This window comes from Fulvimonas sp. R45 (assembly GCF_030504985.1).
Classification (GTDB): Bacteria; Pseudomonadota; Gammaproteobacteria; order Xanthomonadales; family Rhodanobacteraceae; genus Rhodanobacter_A.
The window spans coordinates 1-20,964 of the sequence record NZ_JASERU010000021.1 but is presented as its reverse complement, the minus strand read 5'-3'; the positions used below and the strand labels follow the sequence as shown (position 1 = coordinate 20,964).

Sequence of the window (20,964 nt, the reverse complement as noted above, 5' to 3'; positions counted from 1 at the left end):
CCCTGCCGGTGTGGCGCGCGCGGCGGTCATGCCGCGCGCAGGTCGAGCACGGCGCCGCGCGCGGCCGCGCCCTGCGCGCCGAGCAGCCACACCGCCGCCGCCGCCGTGGCGTCGGGCACGGGCAGCTGCATGGTGTCCTCGCCGAAGTAGGCCATGCGGCGCAGCGCGGTGCGCATCGGCGCAGGCAGCAACGCGTGCACGCGCAGCGCGCCTTCGTCGTGTTCCTCGTGCAGGATCTCCGCGAAGCGCTCCAGCGCCGCCTTCGACACGCCGTAGGCGCCCCAGTGCGCGCGGCTCACCCGCGCCGGGTCGTCCAGCACGAACACCACGGCGCTGTCCGGCGCGGCGGCGAGCAGCGGCAGGCAGGCCTGGGTCAGCGCGAACGGGGCGGACACGTTGACGTGCAGCGTGCGCAGCCACGCGTCCGGCTTGTGCATCGACAGCGGCGTGAGCCCGGCGAAGCTGGCCGCGGCGTGCACGATGCCGTCGAGCCGGCCGAGGTCGCGCTGCAGGCCGTCGGCCAGCGCCTCGTAGTCGCGCGGCGTGGCCGCCTCCAGGTCCAGCGGGTGGATCACCGGCTCGGGCAGGTCCTCGGCCAGCATCGCGTCGTAGAGCTGCTCCAGCTGGCGCTTGCGCTTGCCGCAGACGACCACGGTGGCGCCGGCGCGCGCGGCGGCGCGCGCGGTGGCGGCGCCGAGGCCGCCGCAGGCGCCCGCCACCAGCACCACGCGCCCGGCCAGCGCGTCGGCGGCGGGGCCGGCCCAGCCGGCGGGCAGCCGCTGCGTGGGCAGGCTCATGCCGGATCGGTCCCGTCGACGTCGCGCGCCATCCGCGCCAGCTCGCCGGAGGCCTTCAGGTCCTCCACGATGTCGCAGCCGCCGATCAGCTCGCCCTGGATGAACAGCTGCGGGAAGGTGGGCCAGTTGGCGAAATGCGGCAGCGCCGCGCGCACTTCCGGGTCGGCCAGCACGTTCACCGCGTGGAACGTGGCGCCGACGTCCTTCAGCGCCTGCGCCGCGCGGCTGGAGAATCCGCACATCGGGAACTGCGGCGTGCCTTTCATGAAGAGCACGATGGGGTGCCCGGACAGCACCGCCTTGATTCGCTCGTTAACGTCCATAGCTCGGAGTTTCATCATTACAATGCACGGAGAACACTAGTGTATCAGTCGCGCCCTGGCCGCCGCCGGTGCGATGCCCCTTCCTCAGCCAACGCCCAGGAGTCCCTCATGGCGATCGAACTGCCCCCGCTGCCCTACGAGAAGAACGCCCTCGAGCCGCACATCTCCGCCGAGACGCTGGAGTACCACTACGGCAAGCACCACCAGGCGTACGTGACCAACCTCAACAACCTGATCAAGGGCACGGAGTTCGAGAACGCCCCGCTCGAGGAGATCGTCAGGAAGTCCTCCGGCGGCATGTTCAACAACGCCGCGCAGACCTGGAACCACACCTTCTACTGGAACTCGATGAAGCCCAACGGCGGCGGCGAGCCCTCCGGCAAGCTGGCCGACGCGATCAACAAGGCGTTCGGCTCGTTCGAGAAATTCAAGGAGGAGTTCGCCAAGTCCGCCGCCGGCAACTTCGGCTCGGGCTGGACCTGGCTGGTGCAGCGCCCGGACGGCGCGCTGGGCATCGTCAACACCTCCAACGCGGCCACGCCGATCACCGGCAGCGACAAGCCGCTGTTCACCTGCGACGTGTGGGAACACGCCTACTACATCGACTACCGCAACGCCCGCCCGAAGTACCTGGAGGCGTTCTGGAGCCTGGTGAACTGGGACTTCGCGGCGAAGAACCTCGCCTGAATCCCGCGTTCCGCCCACGAAAAAGCCCGGGCATCGACCCGGGCTTTTTCGTGGGCACCCGGACGGGTTACGCCGCGCCCAGCGCGCGCAGGGCGGGCAAGGCCTGCTCGTCGCGTCCCAGCGCCCGGGCCACCGTGCGCAGCCGCGTGGCCAGCGCCGCGGCGTCCGGCGCGCACAGCGTGGCGTGGCCCACCTTGCGGCCCGGCCGCGGCTGCTTGCCGTAGTCGTGCCAGTGCGCGTCGCTGGCGCCGAGCACCGGCGCCGCGTCGGGCAGCTCGCCGATCCAGTTGAACATGGCCGAGGCGCCGCGCGCCGCGGTATCGCCCAGCGGCAGGCCCAGCACCGCGCGCACGTGGTTCTCGAACTGGCTGGTCAGCGCGCCCTCGATGGTCCAGTGGCCGGAGTTGTGCACGCGCGGCGCCATCTCGTTGCCGAGCAGCTCGCCGTCCTTCACGAACAGTTCCAGCGCGAACACGCCCACGTAGTCCAGCCGCTCGGCCAGGGTTCGCGCCAGCGCGGTGGCGCGCGCCTGCAGGGTGTCGATGCCCGGCGCCGGCGCCAGGCTCAGCGAGAGCACGCCGTCGGTATGCCAGTTGCCGGTCAGCGGCCAGGTGCGCAGCTCGCCATCGCGGCCGCGCACGGCCAGCACCGACAGCTCGCGCTCGAACGGCACGAAGGCTTCCAGGATCAGCCCGTGCGCCGCCGCCTGCGCGCCCAGCGCGGCCCAGGCGGCGTCGGCGTCGGCCGCCGACTTCAGGCGGAACTGGCCCTTGCCGTCGTAGCCCAGCCGGCGCGTCTTCAGGATCGCCGGCGCGCCGATGCCGGCCAGGGCGCGGTCGAGGTCGGCGCGGGTGTCCACCGCCATGAAGGACGGCGTGGCCAGGCCGCAGTCGTTGAACAGGGTCTTCTCGGCGAGCCGGTCCTGCGCCACCGCCAGCGCGTCCGGGTTGGGGAACACCGGCACCTGCGCGGCCAGCCGGCGAGCCGTCTCGGCCGGTACGTTCTCGAAGTCGAAGGTGACCACGTCCACCTGGGCGGCGAACCCGGCCAGCGCGGCGTGGTCGTTCCAGTCCGCGCGCAGCAGCGGCGCCACTTGGCCGGCGCAGGCGTCGGCGGCGCTGTCGACCACCAGCGTCTTCACGCCCAGCGGCGCCGCGGCCAGCGCCAGCATGCGGGCCAGCTGGCCGCCGCCGAGGATGCCCAGCACGGGCTGGCGGTAGCCGTTCATGCGCGCGGGTCCGGCTGGTCGAGCACGGCCTGGGTCTGCTTCGCGCGCCAGGCCTCCAGCGCCGCGGCCAGCGCGGGATCGTGCAACGCCAGCACGGCGGCGGCCAGCAGGCCCGCGTTGACCGCGCCGGCGCGGCCGATCGCCAGCGTGCCCACCGGGATCCCGGCCGGCATCTGCGCGATGGAGAGCAGTGAATCCATGCCGTTCAGCGCCTTCGACTGCACCGGCACGCCGAACACCGGCAACCGCGTCTTGGCCGCCAGCATGCCCGGCAGGTGGGCGGCGCCGCCAGCGCCGGCCACGATCACCTGGATGCCGCGCGTGGCGGCCTCCTCCGCGTAGCGGAACAGCAGGTCCGGCGTGCGGTGGGCGGACACCACGCGCACCTCGTGCGGCACGCCCAGCTCGACGAGCACCTCCGCCGCGTGCGTCATGGTCTCCCAGTCCGAACGCGAGCCCATCACCACGCCGACCTTCGGCGCTGCAGCAGTTCCAGTCATGGTCCGGCCGTCCAAAAGGGGTTATTGTACGGGCTTTCGCGCCCCGCATCGAAACGCCATGGACAAGCGCCTGCTCGACATTCTGTGCTGCCCGGTCAGCAAGACCCCGGTGCGCCCGCTGGCCGCGGCCGAGCTGGATGCCCTCAACCGCGCCATCGAGGCGGGCCGGGTCGATACCGTGGCCGGTGTCGCGGTGAAGACGCGGCTGGACGAAGGCCTGGTCACGGTCGACCGCAAGGTGGTCTACCGGGTCGACGACGGCATCCCGGTGATGCTGCCCGAGGAAGGCATCGGCACGGCCCAGCTGGCGGATTTCCCCGCCGCGGCCTGAAGGCCCGTTCAAGGCCCTGGCCGGCCGCGCATGACAAGTGCGGCGCTTATGCCGTATCGTCCACCTTTGCGTACTTGCCTTGATGCCGCGGCATGCCGGCAACACACAGGGGTGTGGCGATGCAGAACGCCAGTGAGCCATCCAACGTCGTCAACCTGAGCCAGCGCCTGGACCCGTCCAGCCCGCGCGGCGGCGAGTTGCTGAACGCGGTTCGCGGCATCGCCGGGCGGCGCCTGCAGCTGAGCCTGGGCAACCTGTTCGAGCAGGTCGACGACGCCCTGTTCGACCTGGCCGAGAAGGCCGAGAACAACGCCGCCCAGATGCACTACTTCGACGGCATGCGCGAGGTGCGCAAGCGTCGCCCGATGGTGGAACGCAGCTTCCTGGCCCAGGTCGCGCGCAACATCGACGAGGTCGCCGGCAAGGGGCACGCGCAGGCCGCCCCCGCGGCGGCGCCCGCGTCCGGCGGCGCGCTCGAGCTGTCGCTGGTGGCCGACAACGAGCTGGAGGAATCGCTGGCGATCACCAGCATGATCGGCAAGAACGAGGCCCGGCTGTCGCGCGAGCTGTTCGCGGTGAACCAGCGCCTGTCGGTGATCTGCGGCGGCATGAAGATCGACGACGCCGGCAATCCGCTCGGCCCGGCCGCGCTGGCCCAGGCGTTCCGCCAGTCGGTGCGCGAGCTGAGCGCGGACATGCGCGTCAAGCTGATCATCTACAAGCTGTTCGACCGCTACGTGCTGGCCACGCTGGACGAGCTGTACCAGGAGGTCAACGCCGAACTGGTGCGCGCCGGCGTGCTGCCGCAGCTGCGCCACGAGGTGCAGCGCGGTGGCGCCCAGGGCGCGCCGGCCACCGCCGCCGGGGCACCACCCGCGGCCGGGACGGAAGCCGAGGCGGCCGACGGCGAGACCGCGGCCGAGTTGCTGAACACCCTGCGCAGCCTGTTCCAGGCCCGCCGCGCCCATCCCACCGTGCCGCTGTCGGCGATGAGCCAGGGACCGCTGCCCACCGCCAACGAGCTGATCGGCGCGCTGAGCGTGCTGCAGAACCAGGCCGCGGCGCTGCCGCTGGTCCCGGTCGTGGCCGGTCAGGGCACGCTCGACCTCACCCAGGAGGTGCTGCAGCTCAAGGAACAGCTGCTGTCCCAGCTCGGCGCGCTGCGCGGCGAGCGTCCCGGCCAGGTGTCCACCATCGACGAGGACACCATCGACCTGGTCGGCATGCTGTTCGAGTTCATCCTCGAGGACCGCAACCTGCCCGCGCAGATGCAGGTGCTGCTGGCCCGGCTGCAGATTCCCTACCTCAAGGCGGCGATCCTCGACCGCAAGCTGTTCGCGCACCGCCAGCACCCGGCGCGGCGCCTGCTGGACGGACTGGCCGACGCCGCCAAGGGCTGGTCGGCCGAGGCCGACCGCGACGGCCGCCTGCTCGACATGGTCAGGTCCATCGTCGACCGGCTGCTGCAGGAGTTCGACGACGACCTCGGCATCTTCGAGCGCCTGTCCGCCGAGCTGCAGAGCTTCCAGGAAACCGCCAGCCGCCGCGCCGAGCTGGCCGAGCAGCGCGTGGCCGAATCCACCCGCGGGCGCGAGAAGCTGGAGCAGGCGCGCCGCCGCGCCGCGCGCGAGATCCTCTCCCGCATCGACGGCCACACCCTGCCCCCGCTGGTGCACGGCGTGCTGACCCGCGCGTGGGCGAACTACCTCGTGCTGACCCTGCTGCGCCAGGGCGAGGCATCGCCCGAGTACCGCGATGCGCTGCGCTTCGTCAATGACTTCATCGCCAGCACCCGTCCCGCGCGCGACGCCGCCGCCCGCCAGCAGCTGAAGCAGATCCTGCCGGGCATCGAGCGCGCGCTGCGCCGCGGGCTGACCAGCGTGGCCTTCCAGGACAGCGACGTGGAGCGCCTGCTGGCCCAGCTGCACGCCTACTACCGCCAGCAGCTCGGCGAGGCCGCGCCCGCGGCCGCCGCGCCGGAGCCCGCCGTCGAGACCGCCAGCCTGCCGATTCCCGACAGCATCCAGCCGCTGGCCGAGAGCGCCGAGGAACTGGAGCAGGACGACGAGGACGAGGCCACGGCCGGGATGACGCCCGAGGCCAGCGCCGAGCTGCAGCAGGTACGCGAGCTCAAGCCCGGCACCTGGCTGGAATTCGCCGGGCGCGACGACGCCACGCCCGAGCGCGCCAAGCTGTCCTGGATCAGCCCGATGAGCGGGCGCTACCTGTTCGTCAACCGGCGCGGCCTGAAGGTCGCCGACCACTCGCCACACGAGCTGGCCCGCGCGCTGGCCGAAAAGCGCGTGCGCGTGCTCGACTCCAACGCGCTGTTCGACCGCGCGATGGACGCCATCGTCGACCGCCTCAGCCAGCCCGCCGACGGCCGACCCACGGATACCGAATGACGCCCGACGCCCTTCCCGCGCCACCCGACGCCACCCTGATCGCCGCCGACATCGAACGCGCCTTCGCCGAGGACCTCGGCGCGGGCGACGCCACTGCGGACCTGCTGCCCGCCGACGCCACCGCCAGCGCCCGGCTCACCTGCCGCGAGAGCGCGGTGATCGCCGGCACTCCCTGGTTCGACGCCTGCTTCCGCCGGCTCGATCCTGCCGTGGGGATCCACTGGCAGCTGCACGACGGCCAGCGCGCCGCGCCCGGCGCGGTGATCTGCCACCTGCGCGGCAACGCGCGCGCCCTGGTCAGCGCCGAACGCTCGGCGCTGAACTTCCTGCAGCTGCTCTCCGCCACCGCCACCGCCACCGCGTACTACGTCGAGGCCGTGGCCGGCACCGGCGTGCGCGTGCTGGACACGCGCAAGACCCTGCCCGGCCTGCGCCTCGCGCAGAAGTACGCGGTGCGCTGCGGCGGTGGTCACAACCATCGCATCGGCCTGTACGACGCCATCCTGATCAAGGAAAACCACATCATCGCCGCCGGCGGCCTCGGCGCCGCGGTGGCGGCGGCCCGCCGCCGCCATCCCGGCCTGCTGCTGGAGGTGGAGGTGGAAAACCTCGACGAGCTGGCCGAGGCGCTGGCCGCGGGCGTGGACCGCATCATGCTGGACAACTTCACCGTGCCGCTGATGCGCGAGGCGGTGGCGCTGGCCGGCGGCCGCGTCCCGCTGGAAGTCTCCGGCAACGTGGACCTCGCCACCATCGGCGAGTACGCGCGCACCGGCGTGGATTTCATCTCGGTAGGCGCGCTGACCAAGCACGTGCGGGCAGTGGACCTGTCGCTGCGCCTGCAGCTGGACTGAGAGCCGGCCGTACCGGGAGGCTTGTCCGCCCTCCCCGCGTCGCGCACTATCACCTCCCCCGCCGGCTTGCGCCGGCCACGGCCGCCCCCACCCTCCGGTCATGGACACCCTCTTCGAACTGCTGCCGCTGCTGGTCCTGCTCGCCCTGGTCGGGGCGTGGCTGAAGCTGAGCCGTGCCCGCGAGCTGGCGGTGGCCGAGGCGCGCCGGCAGTGCGAGCGCCACGGCCTGCAGCTGCTGGACGAGACGGTGGGCCTGAGCGGCCTGCGCCTGCGCCGCCTGCACGGGCAGCGGCGGATCGAGCGGTGCTACGGCTTCGAGGTGAGCATCGACGGCAACGATCGCGAGCCGGGCCGGCTGTGGATGGTGGGCGACGCCTTCACCGGGCTCAGCCTGCCTACCATCGAGACGCGCCTGCCCGAGGCGTCGCCGGTTCCGGCCCCCGCCTCGCCCCCGGCGACGCGCGGCGACCGGAGCAATGTGGTTCCGCTGCGACCACGCGACGACCAGCGTCGACTGCACTGAGCCGGCCGCCTGTGTCGCGGGCACGCCGGGACGCGGCCGGCACATGCGCCGGCCAACCGCTCGACGGCCTACTTCACCACGCGCAGGTGCGCGCCGCCGCGGCGCGGCTTGTCCTCGTCGGTGGGCTCGGACGGCGAACCGGGCGGTGGGGCATCCGGCGGCGGCGTGTCGCCGCCGTTCTCGTCGGCGGGGAACATCATGCCCTGGCCGTTCTCCTGCGCGTACAGCGCCAGCACGGCCTGCACCGGGATGTGGATGTGATGGCTGACGCCGGAGAAGCGCGCCTGGAAGCTGATCCAGTCGTTGCCCAGGTCCAGGTTGGCCACCGCGCGCATGGCCAGGTTCAGCACCACCTGGCCGTTCTTCACCACCTGCGGCGGCACCTTGACGCCCTCGCGGGTGGCGTCGATCAGCACGTAGGGGGTGAGGTCGTTGTCGGTGATCCAATCGTAGACCGCCCGCAGCAGGTACGGACGGTTCGAAGTCATCGGCACGGGCGTGGATTCGCTCACCGCATCGCCTTTTCTTCGGAGGTGAGGCTGCGCGTGTAGCCCTGGCTGTGGAACAGGCGTTCGCCGTAGTCGACGATGGACTTGCCCTCGCGGCCCAGCTCCACGCCCAGCCACGGCAGGCGCCACACCACCGGAGCCACCAGGCAGTCGGCCAGGCTCATCTCCGGGTTGAGGAAGAACTTGGCCGCCTTGAACAGCGGCAGCGACGCCAGCAGGTGCTCGCGCAGGCGCTTGCGCGCGCCGTCCGCGGCGCGGCCGCCCGCGCGGATGGTGTCCACCTCCGGCAGCCAGTCGCGCTCGATGCGCACCGCGGCCAGGCGCAGCCGCGCCCGGGAAAGCGGATCGATCGGCATCAGCGGCGGATGCGGATAGCGTTCGTCGAGGTATTCGCACACCACCGAGGTGTCGTACAGGGTGAGGTCGCGGTCGACCAGGGTAGGCGTGGTGCCGTAGGGGTTGAGGTCGAGCAGGTCCTCCGGCGGCTTGGCCGGGTCCACCAGCACCCGGTCGTAGCTCACGCCCTTGGCGGCCAGGACCAGCCTGACGCGGTGGCACTGGATGTCGTCCGCCGTGGTGTAGAGGGTAAGGATGGTGCGTGTACGGGCGCTCTGGACCATGCGTGGTCTCCCCTGCCGGCGCTTCCGGCGGCACGGTTCACGCCGCGCCGCCGGGCCGCCGATGCCTTCAGTGGACGTCCTTCCAGTATTCCTTCTTGAGCAGGAAGGCCAGGAAGGTGAACAGGACCAGGAACAGCACCACCCAGACGCCGTACGCGTGCCGCTGCAACGCGGCCGGCTCGGAGGCGTAGTCCAGGAAATTGACCAGGTCGCGCGTGGCCTGCTGGTACTGCGCCGGGGTCAGCTCGCCCGGGTGCGACAGTTCCAGCTTCTCCACCTGCTTGCCGTCCTTGCTCATCACGGCGGTCTGCTCGCCCTGCAGCTTCCACAGCGGGAACGGCATGGCGGCGTTCGGCAGCACGGTGTTGTTCCAGCCGATCGGGCTCTTCGGGTCGAGGTAGAAGGCGTTGAGGTAGCCGTAGACCCAGTCGGCGCCCTTCGCGCTCACTTCCAGCGAGAGGTCCGGCGGGTCCTTGCCGAAGGCCTTGGTGGCCAGCTCCGCCGGCATGTGCGACACGACGGGATCGTCGAACTTGGCGCCGGTGAAGTTGAGGTTCTGCATCACGTCCTGCTCGGACAGGTGCAGGTCCTCGGCCATGCGCGAGTAGCGCAGGTACTTCAGCGAGTGGCAGCCCACGCAGTAGTTGAAGAACAGGTGGGCGCCGCGCTGCAGCGAGGCCTGGTCGCGCAGGTTGTTGCCGGCGGCCGGCAGTTCGGGCCCCTCTTCGGCCCAGGACGACGCGCTGCCCAGCAGCAGGCCCAGCGACAGCAGGATGGTGGAGATAAGCCGCTTAGTCATGCGTCGTCACCCGTTCCGGAACCGGCTTGGTCTTCTCCCAGCCGAGATGCGTGTACAGCCACAGGAACACGAAGAACCCGAAGTAGGCCAGCGTCATGATGCGGCCGATCACGTTGTCCCAGGTGGTGAGGTCGATATCGCTGCCGAAGATCCGGGGCAGGTACTCGTCGGTGAGGTCCATGCCGATGATCGCCAGGCACAGGAACGAGACCACGAAGACCGCCAGCGCCACCTTGTAGCCGGTGCCGCGGTAGCGGACCGACTTGACCTTGCCGGCGTCGATCCACGGCAGCGCGAACAGCAGCGCGATGGAGCCGAACATGGCGATCACGCCCCACACGGCGGTGCCGGCGAATGAAGGCACCATGCGCACGATGGCGTAGAACGCGGTGAAGTACCACACCGGCTTGATCTGCGCGGGCGTCACCAGGTTGTTGGCCGGGATCGCGTTGTCGTGCTCGAGGAACCAGCCGCCGAAGGTGGGCGCGAAGAAGATGATGAAGGCGGCAACGATCAGGAACACGCCCACGCCGACCAGGTCCTTCACCGTGTAGTACGGGTGGAACGGGATGGCGTCGGCGGGCTTCAGCGCGTCCCAGCGGTTGCCCTTCGGGCCGTGCTTGACGTCCACGCCGTCGGGGTTGTTCGAGCCCACCTCGTGCAGCGCCGCCAGGTGCAGCACCACCAGCAGCAGCAGCACCAGTGGCAGCGCGATCACGTGCAGCGCGAAGAAGCGGTTGAGGGTGGCGTCGGCGGGCAGGTAGTCGCCCACGATCCACTCCACCAGGTCCTTGCCGATCACCGGGATGGTGCCGAACAGGCTGGTGATCACCTTGGCGCCCCAGAACGACATGTTGCCCCACGGCAGCACGTAGCCCATGAAGGCCTCGGCCATCAGCACCAGGAAGATCAGCATGCCCAGCACCCACACCAGCTCGCGCGGCTTCTTGTACGAGCCGTACAGCAAGCCGCGGAACATGTGCAGGAACACCACCACGAAGAACAGCGAGGCGCCGGTGGTGTGCATGTAGCGGATCAGCCAGCCCCACTCCACGTCGCGCATGATGTACTGCACCGAATCGAACGCGCCGGTCGCGCTCGGGTCGTAGTTCATCGTGAGGAAGATGCCGGTGAGGATCTGGTTGACCAGCACCAGCAGGGCGAGCGAGCCGAAGTAGTACCAGAGGTTGAAGTTCTTCGGCGCGTAGTACTCCGTCATGTGCTTGCGGTACGTCGGCGCCAGGCCGGGCGCGCGCTCGTCGAACCAGCGAGTGAATGCATTGGCCATTACGCAGCCCCCTTCGGATCAACGCCAATCTGGACGGTGTTCTCGTCGACGAAGTGGTACGGCGGGATCTGCATGTTCATCGGCGCGGGCACGCCCTGGTACACGCGGCCGGCCATGTCGTAGCGCGAATGGTGGCAGGGGCAGTAGTAGCCGCCCTGCCAGTTCGGATCGAACGGCTCGGGCTTCATCTCGCCGACGTAGTTGGGCACGCAGCCCAGGTGGGTGCAGATGCCGACCATCACCAGCCATTCCGGCTTGATCGAGCGGGTTTCGTTCTGTGCGTAGGCGGGCTGCTGGCCGGCGGAGCTGCCGTTGGACTTGGGGTCGACCAGGCGCGGGTCCTGCTTGGGCAGCGCGGCGAGTTGTTCGGGGGAGCGATGGACGATGAATACCGGCAGGCTGCGCCAGGCGACGATGAGCTGCTGGCCGGCCTCGATCTTCTTCAATGACTGCGTTACCGGAGCGCCGGCGGCCTTGGCGCGTGCGCTGGGTTCCCATGACTTGATGAAAGGTACGGCTGCCGCAACCACTCCCACGCCGCCGACCACAGCCGTGGTCGCGGTAAGGAAACGGCGGCGACCATGATCGACGACTTCGTTCGCCATCAGGCTCTCCGGATACTTGCACGCCATTGAGACGCAGGTTTTTTCGGCACCTGCAAAAATCGCGTTAGTGTAGCCTCAGGGGTTGACACGTACAATCGAACCCCCCGGCGGTCACCAGCGCCCCCGCTGTCGACGCTACCCTAGTCTGCCCGCCTTTGTCACGGACCGTCCCCCGACATGAAACATGCCGCCGGCCTGCTCGCCTTCATCGCCCGCTTCGTGGTGCTGGGGTTGGCGCTGGCGTTCGTGATCGGCCTGTTCTGGCCCGGCGTGGGGCATCGGCTGCGCGACCGCTTCGGGCTCGCCGGCGCGCCGGCGCCCGCCGCCTCTGCCGCCGGCGCCGCGGTGCCCGCAGCCGCCCCGCCCGCGCCGGCCTCGTACGCCGACGCGGCGGACCGGGCGGTGCCGTCGGTGGTCAACATCTACGTCAACAAGACAGTGACCGAGCAGGCGGTGCGCATGTACGCCGATCCGATCCTGCAGCGCATCTTCGGCGGCGTGCCGGTGGGCACCTACCAGCGCCGCGAGCGCAGCCTCGGTTCGGGCGTGATCGTCAGCGCGCAGGGCTACGTGCTGACCAACAACCACGTCATCGCCGGCGCCGACGACATCCAGGTGCTGCTCTACGACGGCCGCGTGGCCAAGGCACACCTGGTCGGCGCCGACCCGGAGACCGACCTGGCGGTGCTGAAGATCGACGCCGGCAACCTGCCGGTGATCCGCATGGCCGATTCGAAGAAGCTGCGCGTGGGTGACGTGGTGCTGGCGATCGGCAACCCGCTGGGTATCGGTCAGACCGTGACGATGGGCATCGTCAGCGCGATCGGCCGCCAGCTGATCAGCGGCAGCCCGGAGGACTTCATCCAGACCGACGCGGCGATCAACCTCGGCAACTCCGGCGGCGCGCTGGTGAATACCCGCGGCGAGCTGGTGGGCATCAATACCCTGCTGATCGGCAAGGCCGCCAACGCCGAGGGCATCGGCTTCGCCATCCCGGTGAACACCGCCACCGAGGTGCTGCGCCAGCTGATCGCCACCGGCCACGTGGTGCGCGGCTGGCTCGGCGCCGACTACGCCATCGTGACCGTGGCCGCCAACGGCGGCCTGCCGGCGGCCGCGCGCGGAGTCCAGGTCACCGACGTCTACCCCGGCGGACCGGCCGCGCGCGCCGGCCTCCAGCCGCACGACATCCTGCTGAAGATCGGCGACCACGACATCCTCGACCCGGCCGACCTGCGCCGCCACGAGGCCGCGCTCAAGCCCGGCACGCAGACGGAGGTTTCCGGCCTGCGCAACGGCAGCCCGTTCCACGTCGAGGTGACACTGGCCGCGCGCCCGCAACAGGCCCCGGACACGGCGTCGGACATCCTGCAGGAACAGCAATGAACCGGGTGACGTGGCGTCAGGCGCCAGGCGTGGCGCGCTCGGCCAGCGTGGCGTGCAGTACCCGACCGTAGCGCTGGCGCAGCTCGCCCACCCGCTTCACGTACACCTCGGTCTCCGCGTACGGCGGCACGCCGCGGTAGCGCTGCACCGCGCCCGGCCCGGCGTTGTACGCCGCCGCCGCCAGGCGCTCATCGCCGTTGAAGGTCCGCAGCAGCAGGGCGAGGTAGCGCGCGCCGCCGAGGATGTTGTCGTCGGCGTCGAAGGCATCGGCCACGCCCATGTCGCTGGCGGTGCCGGGCATCAGCTGCATCAGGCCTTCCGCCCCCTTGGCCGAGAGCGCATGCGGGTTGAACGCGCTCTCGGCGTGGATGATCGCGCGCAGGAACGCCTCGTCCACGCCGTAGCGCGCGCTGGCCACGCGGATCGCGTCGGCGTAGTCGCGCAGGTGCAGCGGCACGCGCATCCAGTCGATGGTGGAACGCAGGTTGCACGCCACGCAGGTGGCGATGTACGTGAACAGCATGGTCGCCGCATGCGCGTTGCGGCCGGCGGGACGGATGTTGGTGTATTCCACGCTGCCGTCGGCGTGCACCACGCGGTACACCGCGCCGCGCAGCACCCGGCTGTCGGGCGCCGAGGCTGCGGCGTCGGCCGCGGCCATCGCCGGGGCGCCGGCGTCGCGCGAATCGCGGTAGGCCCATTGCCCCGCGGGGCCCGGCGGCGGCAGCGGCGGCAGGGCCTGCGCCGTGGTGGCCACCGAGCCCTTCACCCAGGCCAGCGAGATCACCGGCGCCTCCGCCCGTGCCACGCCGGCATGGACCGAACCGCGCACGCCGGCCAGCGACGCCTTCGCCGCCGGCGCGGCGCGGCGCACGGGCGCGGCATAGCCGCCCACCCGGCGGCATGCGCGGTAGCCCGCCTGGCTGCTGCTGAACACTGTCTCGCCGTGCGTGCCGATGCAGCGGTAGAGCGTGCCGGCGCGCGCCGGCGTCCAGGCCAGCCAGGCCGCGGCCAGCAGCGCGCAGCCGCCCGCGACCCGGGCAAGGGTCGTGCTGCAGGACGGGAAGGCTTCGGCGGACGGGCCCACGCTCCCCCGGTGGCGTGCGGCTGGCGACATGCGGCGCAGTGTGCCCCCGGCGCCCCGCGGCGCCAAGCCCGCGACGCCGGATTCGTGCGCCAGGCCACGCGTATGCCTGCGCCCGCGCAGGCCCCGCCGGGCCCGGCGTCGCAAGTGCTTGATCCGCCAGACGCTTCGCTGGCGGGCCTCGCCCTGCACGAGTAAACTGCTTGGTTCGGCCCTGCGGCCGGTTCGATGCGACCACGGTACCCACGCCATGAGCGGCAAGCCAGCTCTCAAAAAGCTTTTCATCAAGACCCACGGCTGCCAGATGAACGAGTACGACTCGGCCAAGATGGCCGACGTGCTCGAGGCCTCGCACGGCCTGGAACTGACCCAGGACGAGTCCGAGGCGGACGTGATCCTGATCAATACCTGCTCGATTCGAGAGAAGGCGCAGGAGAAGGTGTTCAGCCAGCTCGGCCGCTGGAAGGCATTCAAGCAGGGCGACAGGCCGGTGCTGATCGGCGTGGGCGGCTGCGTGGCCTCGCAGGAAGGCGAGGCGATCATCAAGCGCGCGCCGTTCGTGGACCTGGTGTTCGGCCCGCAGACGCTGCATCGCCTGCCCGAGCTGATCGAGGCCAAGCGCGAGACCGGCAAGGCCCAGGTCGACGTGTCCTTCCCGGAGATCGAGAAGTTCGACAAGCTGCCCGAGCCGCGCGCCGAAGGCCCGACGGCCTTCGTCTCGATCATGGAAGGCTGCTCGAAGTACTGCAGCTACTGTGTGGTGCCCTACACCCGCGGCACCGAGATCAGCCGGCCGTTCGACGACGTGCTGGTGGAAGTGGCGCAGCTCGCCGTGCAGGGCGTGCGCGAGGTCACCCTGCTGGGCCAGAACGTCAACGCCTACCAGGGCCCGATGCACGACGGCGGCACTGCGGACCTGGCCGTGCTGATCCACGCCATCGCGCAGATCGAGTCGATCGGCCGCATCCGCTTCACCACCTCGCATCCGCTGGAGTTCTCCGACTCGCTGATCGAGGCCTACGCCAACTGCCCCAAGCTCGCCAATTTCCTGCACCTGCCGGTGCAGGCCGGCTCCGACCGCATCCTGGCGGCGATGAAGCGCGGCTACACCACGCTGGAGTTCAAGCAGAAGATCCGCAAGCTGCGCGCGGTGCGCCCCGACATCAGCATCAGCTCCGACTTCATCGTCGGCTTCCCCGGCGAGACCGACGAGGATTTCGAGAAGACCATGAAGCTGATCGAGGACGTCGGCTTCGACCAGAGCTTCAGCTTCATCTTCTCCGCCCGCCCCGGCACGCCGGCGGCGAACCTGGCCGACGACACGCCCGCGGAGGTCAAGCACGCGCGGCTGTCGCGGCTGCAGGCGAAGATCAACGACAACGCGCGGCGCATCAACGAGGCGATGGTGGGCACCGTGCAGCGCGTGCTGGTGGAGAAGCCCAGCCGCAAGAGCCCGAACGAGCTCACCGGCCGCACCGAGAACATGCGCTTCGTGAACTTCCCCGGCGACGCGCGCATGATCGGCCGCTTCGTCGACGTGCTCGTCACCGAGGCCATGACCAACTCGCTGCGCGGGCGCGTGCATTTGGCCGAGGAAGCGGCCTGAGCTTTACTCCCTCTCCCCTCCGGGGAGAGGGCCGGGGTGAGAGGCCAATCTGGCCGCGCACTCCACAGCTTTTCGCAAGACTGTCCCCCTCACCTCAATCCTCTCCCCGGAGGGGAGAGGAAGCCAAGAAGCATGACCCCAGGCCTCAACGAACGCGATTTTGCCCTCGACCCGGAAGACAACGCCCGGCTGGCCAACCTGTGCGGTCCGTTCGACGAGCACCTGCGCCAGGTCGAGCTGCGCCTGGGCGTGGAGATCGACCACCGCGGCAACCTGTTCAAGGTGATCGGCGAGGAAGCCCCCGCGCGCGCCGCCGAGAAGGTGCTGCGCGCGCTGTACCAGGCGACCGGCGAGGAATCGCTGACCGGGGCGAAGATCAACCTGCACCTGGCCGAGTCCGGCCTCGACGGCATCGCCGCGGACGCGGCCGAGGGCGCGCAGGAAGTCGTGATCAAGGTGAAGCGCGGCGTGATCAAGGGCCGCGGCCCCAACCAGGCGCGCTACCTGCACGCCATCTCGCGCCACGACATCAACTTCGGCGTCGGCCCCGCCGGCACCGGCAAGACCTACCTCGCCGTGGCCAGCGCGGTGGAGGCGCTGGAGGCCAACCGGGTGCAGCGCGTGCTGCTGGTGCGCCCCGCGGTGGAGGCCGGCGAGAAGCTGGGCTTCCTGCCCGGTGACCTCACCCAGAAGGTCGATCCCTACCTGCGCCCGCTGTACGACGCGCTGTACGAGATGCTCGGCTTCGAGAAGGTGGCCAAGCTGATCGAGCGCAACGTGATCGAGATCGCGCCGCTGGCCTACATGCGCGGGCGCACGCTCAACGATTCCTACGTGATCCTCGACGAGGCGCAGAACACCACCGTCGAGCAGATGAAGATGTTCCTCACCCGCATCGGTTTCGGTTCGGTGGCGGTGATCACCGGCGACGTCAGCCAGGTCGACCTGCCACGCCACGTCCGCTCCGGCCTGCGCCACGCGGTGGAAGTGCTGCGCGGCGTGGATGGCATCAGCTTCACCTTCTTCACCTCGCGCGACGTGGTGCGCCACCCGCTGGTGGCGAAGATCGTGCGCGCCTACGAGGCATTCGAGGAGGCGGGGAACGGGGAAGGGGGAACGGGGAACGCGAAGGGCGGCGCGACGTGAGCGCTCGGCCCACGCCCCGGCGTCCCGGTTCGGCGGGCTGGCCCCGGGCCTCTGCAGGCCTGCACGTTCCCCGTTCCCCCTTCCCCGTTCCCCGGCTTTGCGTGAACTACGCCGTGCCGCGCGCTGGCGTGCCCGCGCCCGCCAGCTTCCGCCTGTGGGTGTCGGCGGCGCTGCGCGGAGCCCGGCGCCGCAAGCCGGCCGAAGTCGCCATCCGCATCGTCGACGCCGATGAAGGCCGCGCGCTCAACCGCGACTACCGCGGCAGGGACTACGCCACCAACGTGCTCTCCTTCCCCGCCGAACTGCCGCCCGGCGTGAACCTGCCGTTGATCGGCGACCTGGCGATCTGCGCCCCGGTGGTGGTCCGCGAGGCGGCCGAACAGCACAAGCGCCCGCGTGACCACTGGGCCCACCTCACCGTGCACGGCACCCTGCACCTGCTCGGCTACGACCACATCGAAGAGGCCGAGGCCGAGGCGATGGAGGCGCTGGAGGCGCGCATCCTGGCCGGCCTGGGCATCGCCGATCCCTACGCCGCCGACTGACCCCCTCCCGACCTCCCCCTGCAGGCAGGGGAGGAGCCAAATCCCGCATCAGCCATGCTCTTCCCCCTCCCCTGCTTGCAGGGGAAGGCCGGGGAGGGGTGTTCTTGCGTCCTGAACCGCCCCATCATTTCCGCTAGACTCAGGCTTCCGCCCTTCCTGGGCCGAACGCAAACGGATTGATGAACGACGACCCTGGCAGTACCAGCGGCCCGGCCCACCGCACTTGGTGGGATCGACTGGGCCACCTGTTTTCCGGCGAGCCGCGCAACCGCGAGGAGCTGATCGAGGAGTTGCGCGCGGCGCACGCCAACGGCCTGCTCGGCGCCGACACCCTGCCCATGCTGGAGGGCGCGCTCAAGGTCACCGAGCTTTCCGTGGACGACGTGATGGTGCCGCGCGTGCAGATCGTGATGATCGCCGCCGACGCGCCGCTGCCCGACATCCTCGCCGCCGTGGTCGAATCCGGCCATTCCCGCTTCCCCGTGCACGGCGAGGACAAGGACGACGTCGTCGGCATCCTGCTGGCCAAGGACCTGCTCAAGTTCTTCGGCAACGACGAGCCGTTCGACATCCGCTCGATCCTGCGTCCGGCGGTGCTGATCCCCGAATCGATGCGCCTCAACGTGCTGCTGGCCGAGTTCCGCCGCAGCCGCAACCACATGGCGCTGGTGGTGGACGAATACGGCGGCGTGGCCGGCCTCATCACCATCGAGGACGTGCTGGAGCAGATCGTCGGCGAGATCGACGACGAGCACGACGACGAGGAAGAGCCCGCGCTGATCCATGCCCAGGCCGACGGCTCGTGGCTGGTCAGCGCGCTCACCCCGATCGAGGACTTCAACGAGGACGTGGGCGCCGCCTTCTCCGACGAGGAATTCGACACCATCGGCGGCCTGATCACCGCCTGCTTCGGCCACCTGCCCGAAGCAGGCGAGGAAACGGTCGCGGGCGACTTCCTGTTCCTCGTCACCGAGGCCGACGACCGCCGCGTGCAGCAGTTCCGCGTGACCCGCCGCGCCGGCGACTGACTCCACGCACCCTCCCCTGCTTGCAGGGGAGGGTTGGGAGGGGTCGGCAAACTCGCGGCAAGCCTTCACCCCCTCCCAGCCTCCCCCTGCAAGCAGGGGGAGGAGCCAAAACCCAAAGCCATGTCGCTCAACGCCAAACTGTTGCTCCCCCTGTTCGCCCTGCTCCTGCTGGCCATCGCCCCAGCCCGCGCCGACGTGGCCAACGCGCCGGGCGCGAACCTGGAAGTCTCGCTGGTCACCTACAGCCCCGGCGCCACCTACTGGGAACGCTTCGGCCACGACGCGCTGCAGTTGCGCGACATCGCCAGCGGCGAGTCGATCAACTTCAACTACGGCGTGTTCGACTTCAACGAAGCGAACTTCTTCCTCAACTTCGCGCGCGGCCACATGCACTACCTGATGGACGCCGAGCCGTCCGCTCCGGAGGAAGCGTTCTACGTGCAGGAAGGCCGCTCGATCGCGCGCCAGCGCCTCGACCTCACCCCAGAGCAGGCCGCCGCGCTGCGCGACTTCCTGTTCTGGAACCTGCGCCCGGAAAACGCCGGCTACGACTACGACTACTACGTCGACAACTGCACCACCCGGGTGCGCGACGCCCTGGACAAGGCGCTGGGCGGCGCGATCCACGCCGCGCTGGCCAACCGCCCGGGCGGCATGACCTACCGCCAGCAGACCGATCGCCTGATGAGCGCGCAGCCCTGGCTGATGCTGGTGCTTGACCTGGGCCTGGGGCCCTACGCCGACCAGCCGCTGGACGCCTGGCACGAAAGCTTCCTGCCCGCCGAACTCCAGGCCAGCCTGCGCGGCATCCGCGTGGACGACGGCCGCGGCGGCACCCGCCCGCTGGTGCTGGACGAGCGCGAACTGTCACCCAGCCGCCTCGACGCGCCGCCCACGCGGGCGCCGGACCTGCGCCTGCCGCTGGCGATCGCCGGCCTGCTGCTGGCCACCGTGCTGCTGGCCGCCGGCCGCCGCCTGCGCGTCGGCTTCGCCCTGCTCGGCTCGCTCTACCTGGTCGCCGCCGGCCTGGTCGGCCTGCTGCTGCTGGCGCTGTGGACCCTCACCACCCACCACTCGGCCTGGGCCAACGCCAACCTGCTGCTGTTCAACCCGCTCGCCTTCGCGCTGCTGCCGGCCCTGTGGCGACGACGCGCCCGACCCGGCCGCGTCGCCGACACGCTGCTCGCGCTGCAGTTGCTGGCCCTGCTCGCCGCCGTGCTGCTGCACCTGCTGCCCGGCACCGTGCAGCAGAACCAGCCGTGGATCCTGTTCGCCATGCCGGTGTGGCTGGCGCTGGCGTGGACTCTCCGCCAGCCCGTCACCTGATTCCCTCCCCTGCATGCACGGAGGCCGGGAGAAGATCACCAACCTCGCGACGAATCCGCCAGCCCTCCTCCACGCAGGAAGGAGAAGGTTGTCGCATTGCCCACCTACTGCCCGCGCGGCATCATGCGCGCATGGACACGCCCGCCCCGCCCGCACCGAAAGCCGCCGACGCGATGGTCGTCAACTGCGTCGCCTATCGCAGCGACGGCACGCGCATCGGCAACATCGACATCGACGCGATCAGCGAGGTGCTGAAGGAGCCGGGCACCTTCGTGTGGGTAGGCCTGCACGAACCGGACGAGCCGCTGCTGCTGAAGCTGCAGGAGGAGTTCGACCTGCACGACCTGGCCATCGAGGACGCGCAGAGCGCGCACCAGCGCACCAAGATCGAGGCCTACGGCGATTCGCTGTTCATCGTGGTGCAGACCGCCCAGCTCACCGACGGCCACATCGCCTTCGGCGAGACGCACATCTTCCTCGGCCCGCGCTACCTGGTAACGGTGCGCCACGGCGCCTCGCTGTCCTATTCGCCGGCGCGGCGCACCTGCGAGCACGCCCCCGAGCTGCTGGCGCTCGGCCCCAGCTATGGCCTGTACGGCGTGCTCGACTTCGTGGTGGACAACCTGCTGCCGATCGTGCGCGACTACCGCGAGGAGCTGCAGGAGCTGGAGCAGGACATCTTCGCCGCCACCTTCAACCGCAGCACCGTGCGCCGCCTGTACGACATGCAGCGCGACCTGATGACCCTGCGCCTGGCGGTGGCGCCGATGCAGGACATCATCAACCAGCTGGTACGCCTGCACCCGCAGCTGATCCCGGAAGAACTGCGCGCGTATTTCCGCGACGTGTACGACCACGTGTTCCGCGTCAACGAGTCGATCAGCGCGATGCGCGAGATGCTCACCGCCGCGATCAACGTGAACCTGTCGCTGGTCACCTTCGGCCAGAACGAGGTGATGAAGAAGCTCGCCGGCTGGGCCGCCATGCTCGCCGCCCCCACCCTGATCACCAGCTGGTACGGCATGAACTTCACCCACATGCCGGAACTGAGCCGGCCGTGGGCGTACCCCGCGATCATCGTGGTGGTGGGCTGCGTGGTGGGTGGGATCTACATGGGATTGAAACGGGCGCGTTGGCTGTAGGGCTTACCCCCTCCCAGCCTCCCCCTGCAAGCAGGGGGAGGGGCAAGGCCCGCGACATGCCTCCTCCTGCGCACAGGGCCCTGCTTTTAGCTCCCTCCCCTGCTTGCAGGGGAGGGTTGGGGAGGGGTCAACCTGAACCTGCCCCGCCAGAGCGGAGGCCAGGAAGCGATACTTTGATCGCACCCTGGAGGTTCCCATGCAACGCATTACCCGTCGTCGCTACACAGACGAT

Annotated in this window: 22 protein-coding genes; 12 read left to right on the top strand and 10 right to left on the bottom strand. The window is 70.2% G+C overall.

Annotation, left to right across the window (positions count from 1 at the left end; all coding sequences use genetic code 11):
• Positions 1 to 26: 26 nt before the first annotated feature.
• Together QMK61_RS15350 and grxD are read right to left on the bottom strand one after the other, a co-directional pair.
• Positions 27 to 797, bottom strand: a complete 771-nt coding sequence (locus tag QMK61_RS15350; RefSeq protein WP_302073107.1) for an SDR family NAD(P)-dependent oxidoreductase — start codon at positions 795 to 797, stop codon at positions 27 to 29.
• A complete protein-coding gene (gene grxD, locus QMK61_RS15345; RefSeq protein ID WP_302073106.1) occupies positions 794 to 1,120 on the bottom strand; it encodes a Grx4 family monothiol glutaredoxin in 327 nt (108 codons plus the stop codon). The genes QMK61_RS15350 and grxD overlap by 4 nt, the downstream gene beginning before the upstream one ends.
• Positions 1,121 to 1,228: 108 nt before the next feature.
• Between grxD and sodB the strand changes: the two genes are divergently transcribed.
• Complete coding sequence (sodB, locus tag QMK61_RS15340) at positions 1,229 to 1,807, top strand: superoxide dismutase [Fe] (protein ID WP_302073105.1); 579 nt, start codon at positions 1,229 to 1,231, stop codon at positions 1,805 to 1,807.
• 67 nt (positions 1,808 to 1,874) lie between these two features.
• On the opposite strand, the gene QMK61_RS15335 is transcribed toward sodB, so the two are convergent.
• Both QMK61_RS15335 and purE read right to left on the bottom strand, forming a co-directional pair.
• On the bottom strand, positions 1,875 to 3,035 hold the full coding sequence (locus QMK61_RS15335) for a 5-(carboxyamino)imidazole ribonucleotide synthase (RefSeq protein ID WP_302073104.1): 1,161 nt from the start codon (positions 3,033 to 3,035) through the stop codon (positions 1,875 to 1,877).
• The gene (gene purE, locus QMK61_RS15330) at positions 3,032 to 3,535 is read right to left on the bottom strand and encodes a 5-(carboxyamino)imidazole ribonucleotide mutase (protein WP_302073103.1); all 504 of its coding nucleotides are present in this window, start codon (positions 3,533 to 3,535) and stop codon (positions 3,032 to 3,034) included. Before purE ends, QMK61_RS15335 begins: the two co-directional genes overlap by 4 nt.
• 58 nt (positions 3,536 to 3,593) lie before the next feature.
• On the opposite strand from purE, the gene QMK61_RS15325 reads away from it, so the two are divergent.
• The 4 genes from QMK61_RS15325 (at position 3,594) to QMK61_RS15310 (ending at position 7,648) form a co-directional block, all read left to right on the top strand.
• The gene (locus tag QMK61_RS15325) at positions 3,594 to 3,866 is read left to right on the top strand and encodes a Trm112 family protein (protein ID WP_302073102.1); all 273 of its coding nucleotides are present in this window, start codon (positions 3,594 to 3,596) and stop codon (positions 3,864 to 3,866) included.
• A 119-nt stretch (positions 3,867 to 3,985) separates the two neighbouring features.
• A complete protein-coding gene (locus tag QMK61_RS15320; RefSeq protein ID WP_302073101.1) occupies positions 3,986 to 6,271 on the top strand; it encodes a DUF1631 domain-containing protein in 2,286 nt (761 codons plus the stop codon).
• Positions 6,268 to 7,125: a carboxylating nicotinate-nucleotide diphosphorylase gene (gene nadC, locus QMK61_RS15315; protein ID WP_302073100.1), complete on the top strand. Its 858-nt coding sequence runs from the start codon at positions 6,268 to 6,270 to the stop codon at positions 7,123 to 7,125. The genes QMK61_RS15320 and nadC overlap by 4 nt, the downstream gene beginning before the upstream one ends.
• 100 nt (positions 7,126 to 7,225) lie before the next feature.
• On the top strand, positions 7,226 to 7,648 hold the full coding sequence (locus tag QMK61_RS15310) for a DUF3301 domain-containing protein (RefSeq protein ID WP_302073099.1): 423 nt from the start codon (positions 7,226 to 7,228) through the stop codon (positions 7,646 to 7,648).
• 68 nt (positions 7,649 to 7,716) lie between these two features.
• On the opposite strand, the gene QMK61_RS15305 is transcribed toward QMK61_RS15310, so the two are convergent.
• The 5 genes from QMK61_RS15305 to petA form a co-directional block, all read right to left on the bottom strand.
• Positions 7,717 to 8,136: a ClpXP protease specificity-enhancing factor gene (locus QMK61_RS15305; RefSeq protein ID WP_302073132.1), complete on the bottom strand. Its 420-nt coding sequence runs from the start codon at positions 8,134 to 8,136 to the stop codon at positions 7,717 to 7,719.
• 20 nt (positions 8,137 to 8,156) lie between these two features.
• Positions 8,157 to 8,777: a glutathione S-transferase N-terminal domain-containing protein gene (locus QMK61_RS15300; protein ID WP_302073098.1), complete on the bottom strand. Its 621-nt coding sequence runs from the start codon at positions 8,775 to 8,777 to the stop codon at positions 8,157 to 8,159.
• A gap of 67 nt (positions 8,778 to 8,844) precedes the next feature.
• Positions 8,845 to 9,576: a cytochrome c1 gene (locus QMK61_RS15295; protein WP_302073097.1), complete on the bottom strand. Its 732-nt coding sequence runs from the start codon at positions 9,574 to 9,576 to the stop codon at positions 8,845 to 8,847.
• Entirely contained in the window at positions 9,569 to 10,864 is a 1,296-nt protein-coding gene (locus QMK61_RS15290; RefSeq protein WP_302073096.1) for a cytochrome bc complex cytochrome b subunit, read from the bottom strand. Before QMK61_RS15290 ends, QMK61_RS15295 begins: the two co-directional genes overlap by 8 nt.
• Positions 10,864 to 11,469, bottom strand: coding sequence for a ubiquinol-cytochrome c reductase iron-sulfur subunit (gene petA / locus QMK61_RS15285; protein WP_302073095.1), 606 nt, complete (start codon positions 11,467 to 11,469; stop codon positions 10,864 to 10,866). Before petA ends, QMK61_RS15290 begins: the two co-directional genes overlap by 1 nt.
• 177 nt (positions 11,470 to 11,646) lie before the next feature.
• Between petA and QMK61_RS15280 the strand changes: the two genes are divergently transcribed.
• A complete protein-coding gene (locus QMK61_RS15280; protein WP_302073094.1) occupies positions 11,647 to 12,855 on the top strand; it encodes a trypsin-like peptidase domain-containing protein in 1,209 nt (402 codons plus the stop codon).
• A gap of 16 nt (positions 12,856 to 12,871) precedes the next feature.
• Here QMK61_RS15280 and QMK61_RS15275 read toward each other — a convergent pair whose 3' ends face one another.
• The gene (locus tag QMK61_RS15275) at positions 12,872 to 13,972 is read right to left on the bottom strand and encodes a lytic transglycosylase domain-containing protein (protein ID WP_302073093.1); all 1,101 of its coding nucleotides are present in this window, start codon (positions 13,970 to 13,972) and stop codon (positions 12,872 to 12,874) included.
• A gap of 217 nt (positions 13,973 to 14,189) precedes the next feature.
• Between QMK61_RS15275 and miaB the strand changes: the two genes are divergently transcribed.
• From miaB to QMK61_RS15245, 6 genes are all read left to right on the top strand, one after another.
• The gene (miaB, locus tag QMK61_RS15270) at positions 14,190 to 15,545 is read left to right on the top strand and encodes a tRNA (N6-isopentenyl adenosine(37)-C2)-methylthiotransferase MiaB (RefSeq protein WP_302073092.1); all 1,356 of its coding nucleotides are present in this window, start codon (positions 14,190 to 14,192) and stop codon (positions 15,543 to 15,545) included.
• A gap of 132 nt (positions 15,546 to 15,677) precedes the next feature.
• The gene (locus QMK61_RS15265) at positions 15,678 to 16,691 is read left to right on the top strand and encodes a PhoH family protein (protein WP_302073091.1); all 1,014 of its coding nucleotides are present in this window, start codon (positions 15,678 to 15,680) and stop codon (positions 16,689 to 16,691) included.
• A gap of 101 nt (positions 16,692 to 16,792) precedes the next feature.
• Positions 16,793 to 17,236, top strand: coding sequence for an rRNA maturation RNase YbeY (gene ybeY / locus QMK61_RS15260; protein WP_302073090.1), 444 nt, complete (start codon positions 16,793 to 16,795; stop codon positions 17,234 to 17,236).
• Between the two features lie 179 nt (positions 17,237 to 17,415).
• The gene (locus QMK61_RS15255; RefSeq protein ID WP_302073089.1) at positions 17,416 to 18,264 is read left to right on the top strand and encodes a transporter associated domain-containing protein; all 849 of its coding nucleotides are present in this window, start codon (positions 17,416 to 17,418) and stop codon (positions 18,262 to 18,264) included.
• A 120-nt stretch (positions 18,265 to 18,384) separates the two neighbouring features.
• Positions 18,385 to 19,590 (top strand): DUF4105 domain-containing protein, encoded by a 1,206-nt coding sequence (locus QMK61_RS15250; protein ID WP_302073088.1) that lies wholly within the window; start codon positions 18,385 to 18,387, stop codon positions 19,588 to 19,590.
• 131 nt (positions 19,591 to 19,721) lie between these two features.
• Positions 19,722 to 20,732: a magnesium and cobalt transport protein CorA gene (locus tag QMK61_RS15245; protein ID WP_302073087.1), complete on the top strand. Its 1,011-nt coding sequence runs from the start codon at positions 19,722 to 19,724 to the stop codon at positions 20,730 to 20,732.
• Positions 20,733 to 20,964 lie beyond the last annotated feature (232 nt).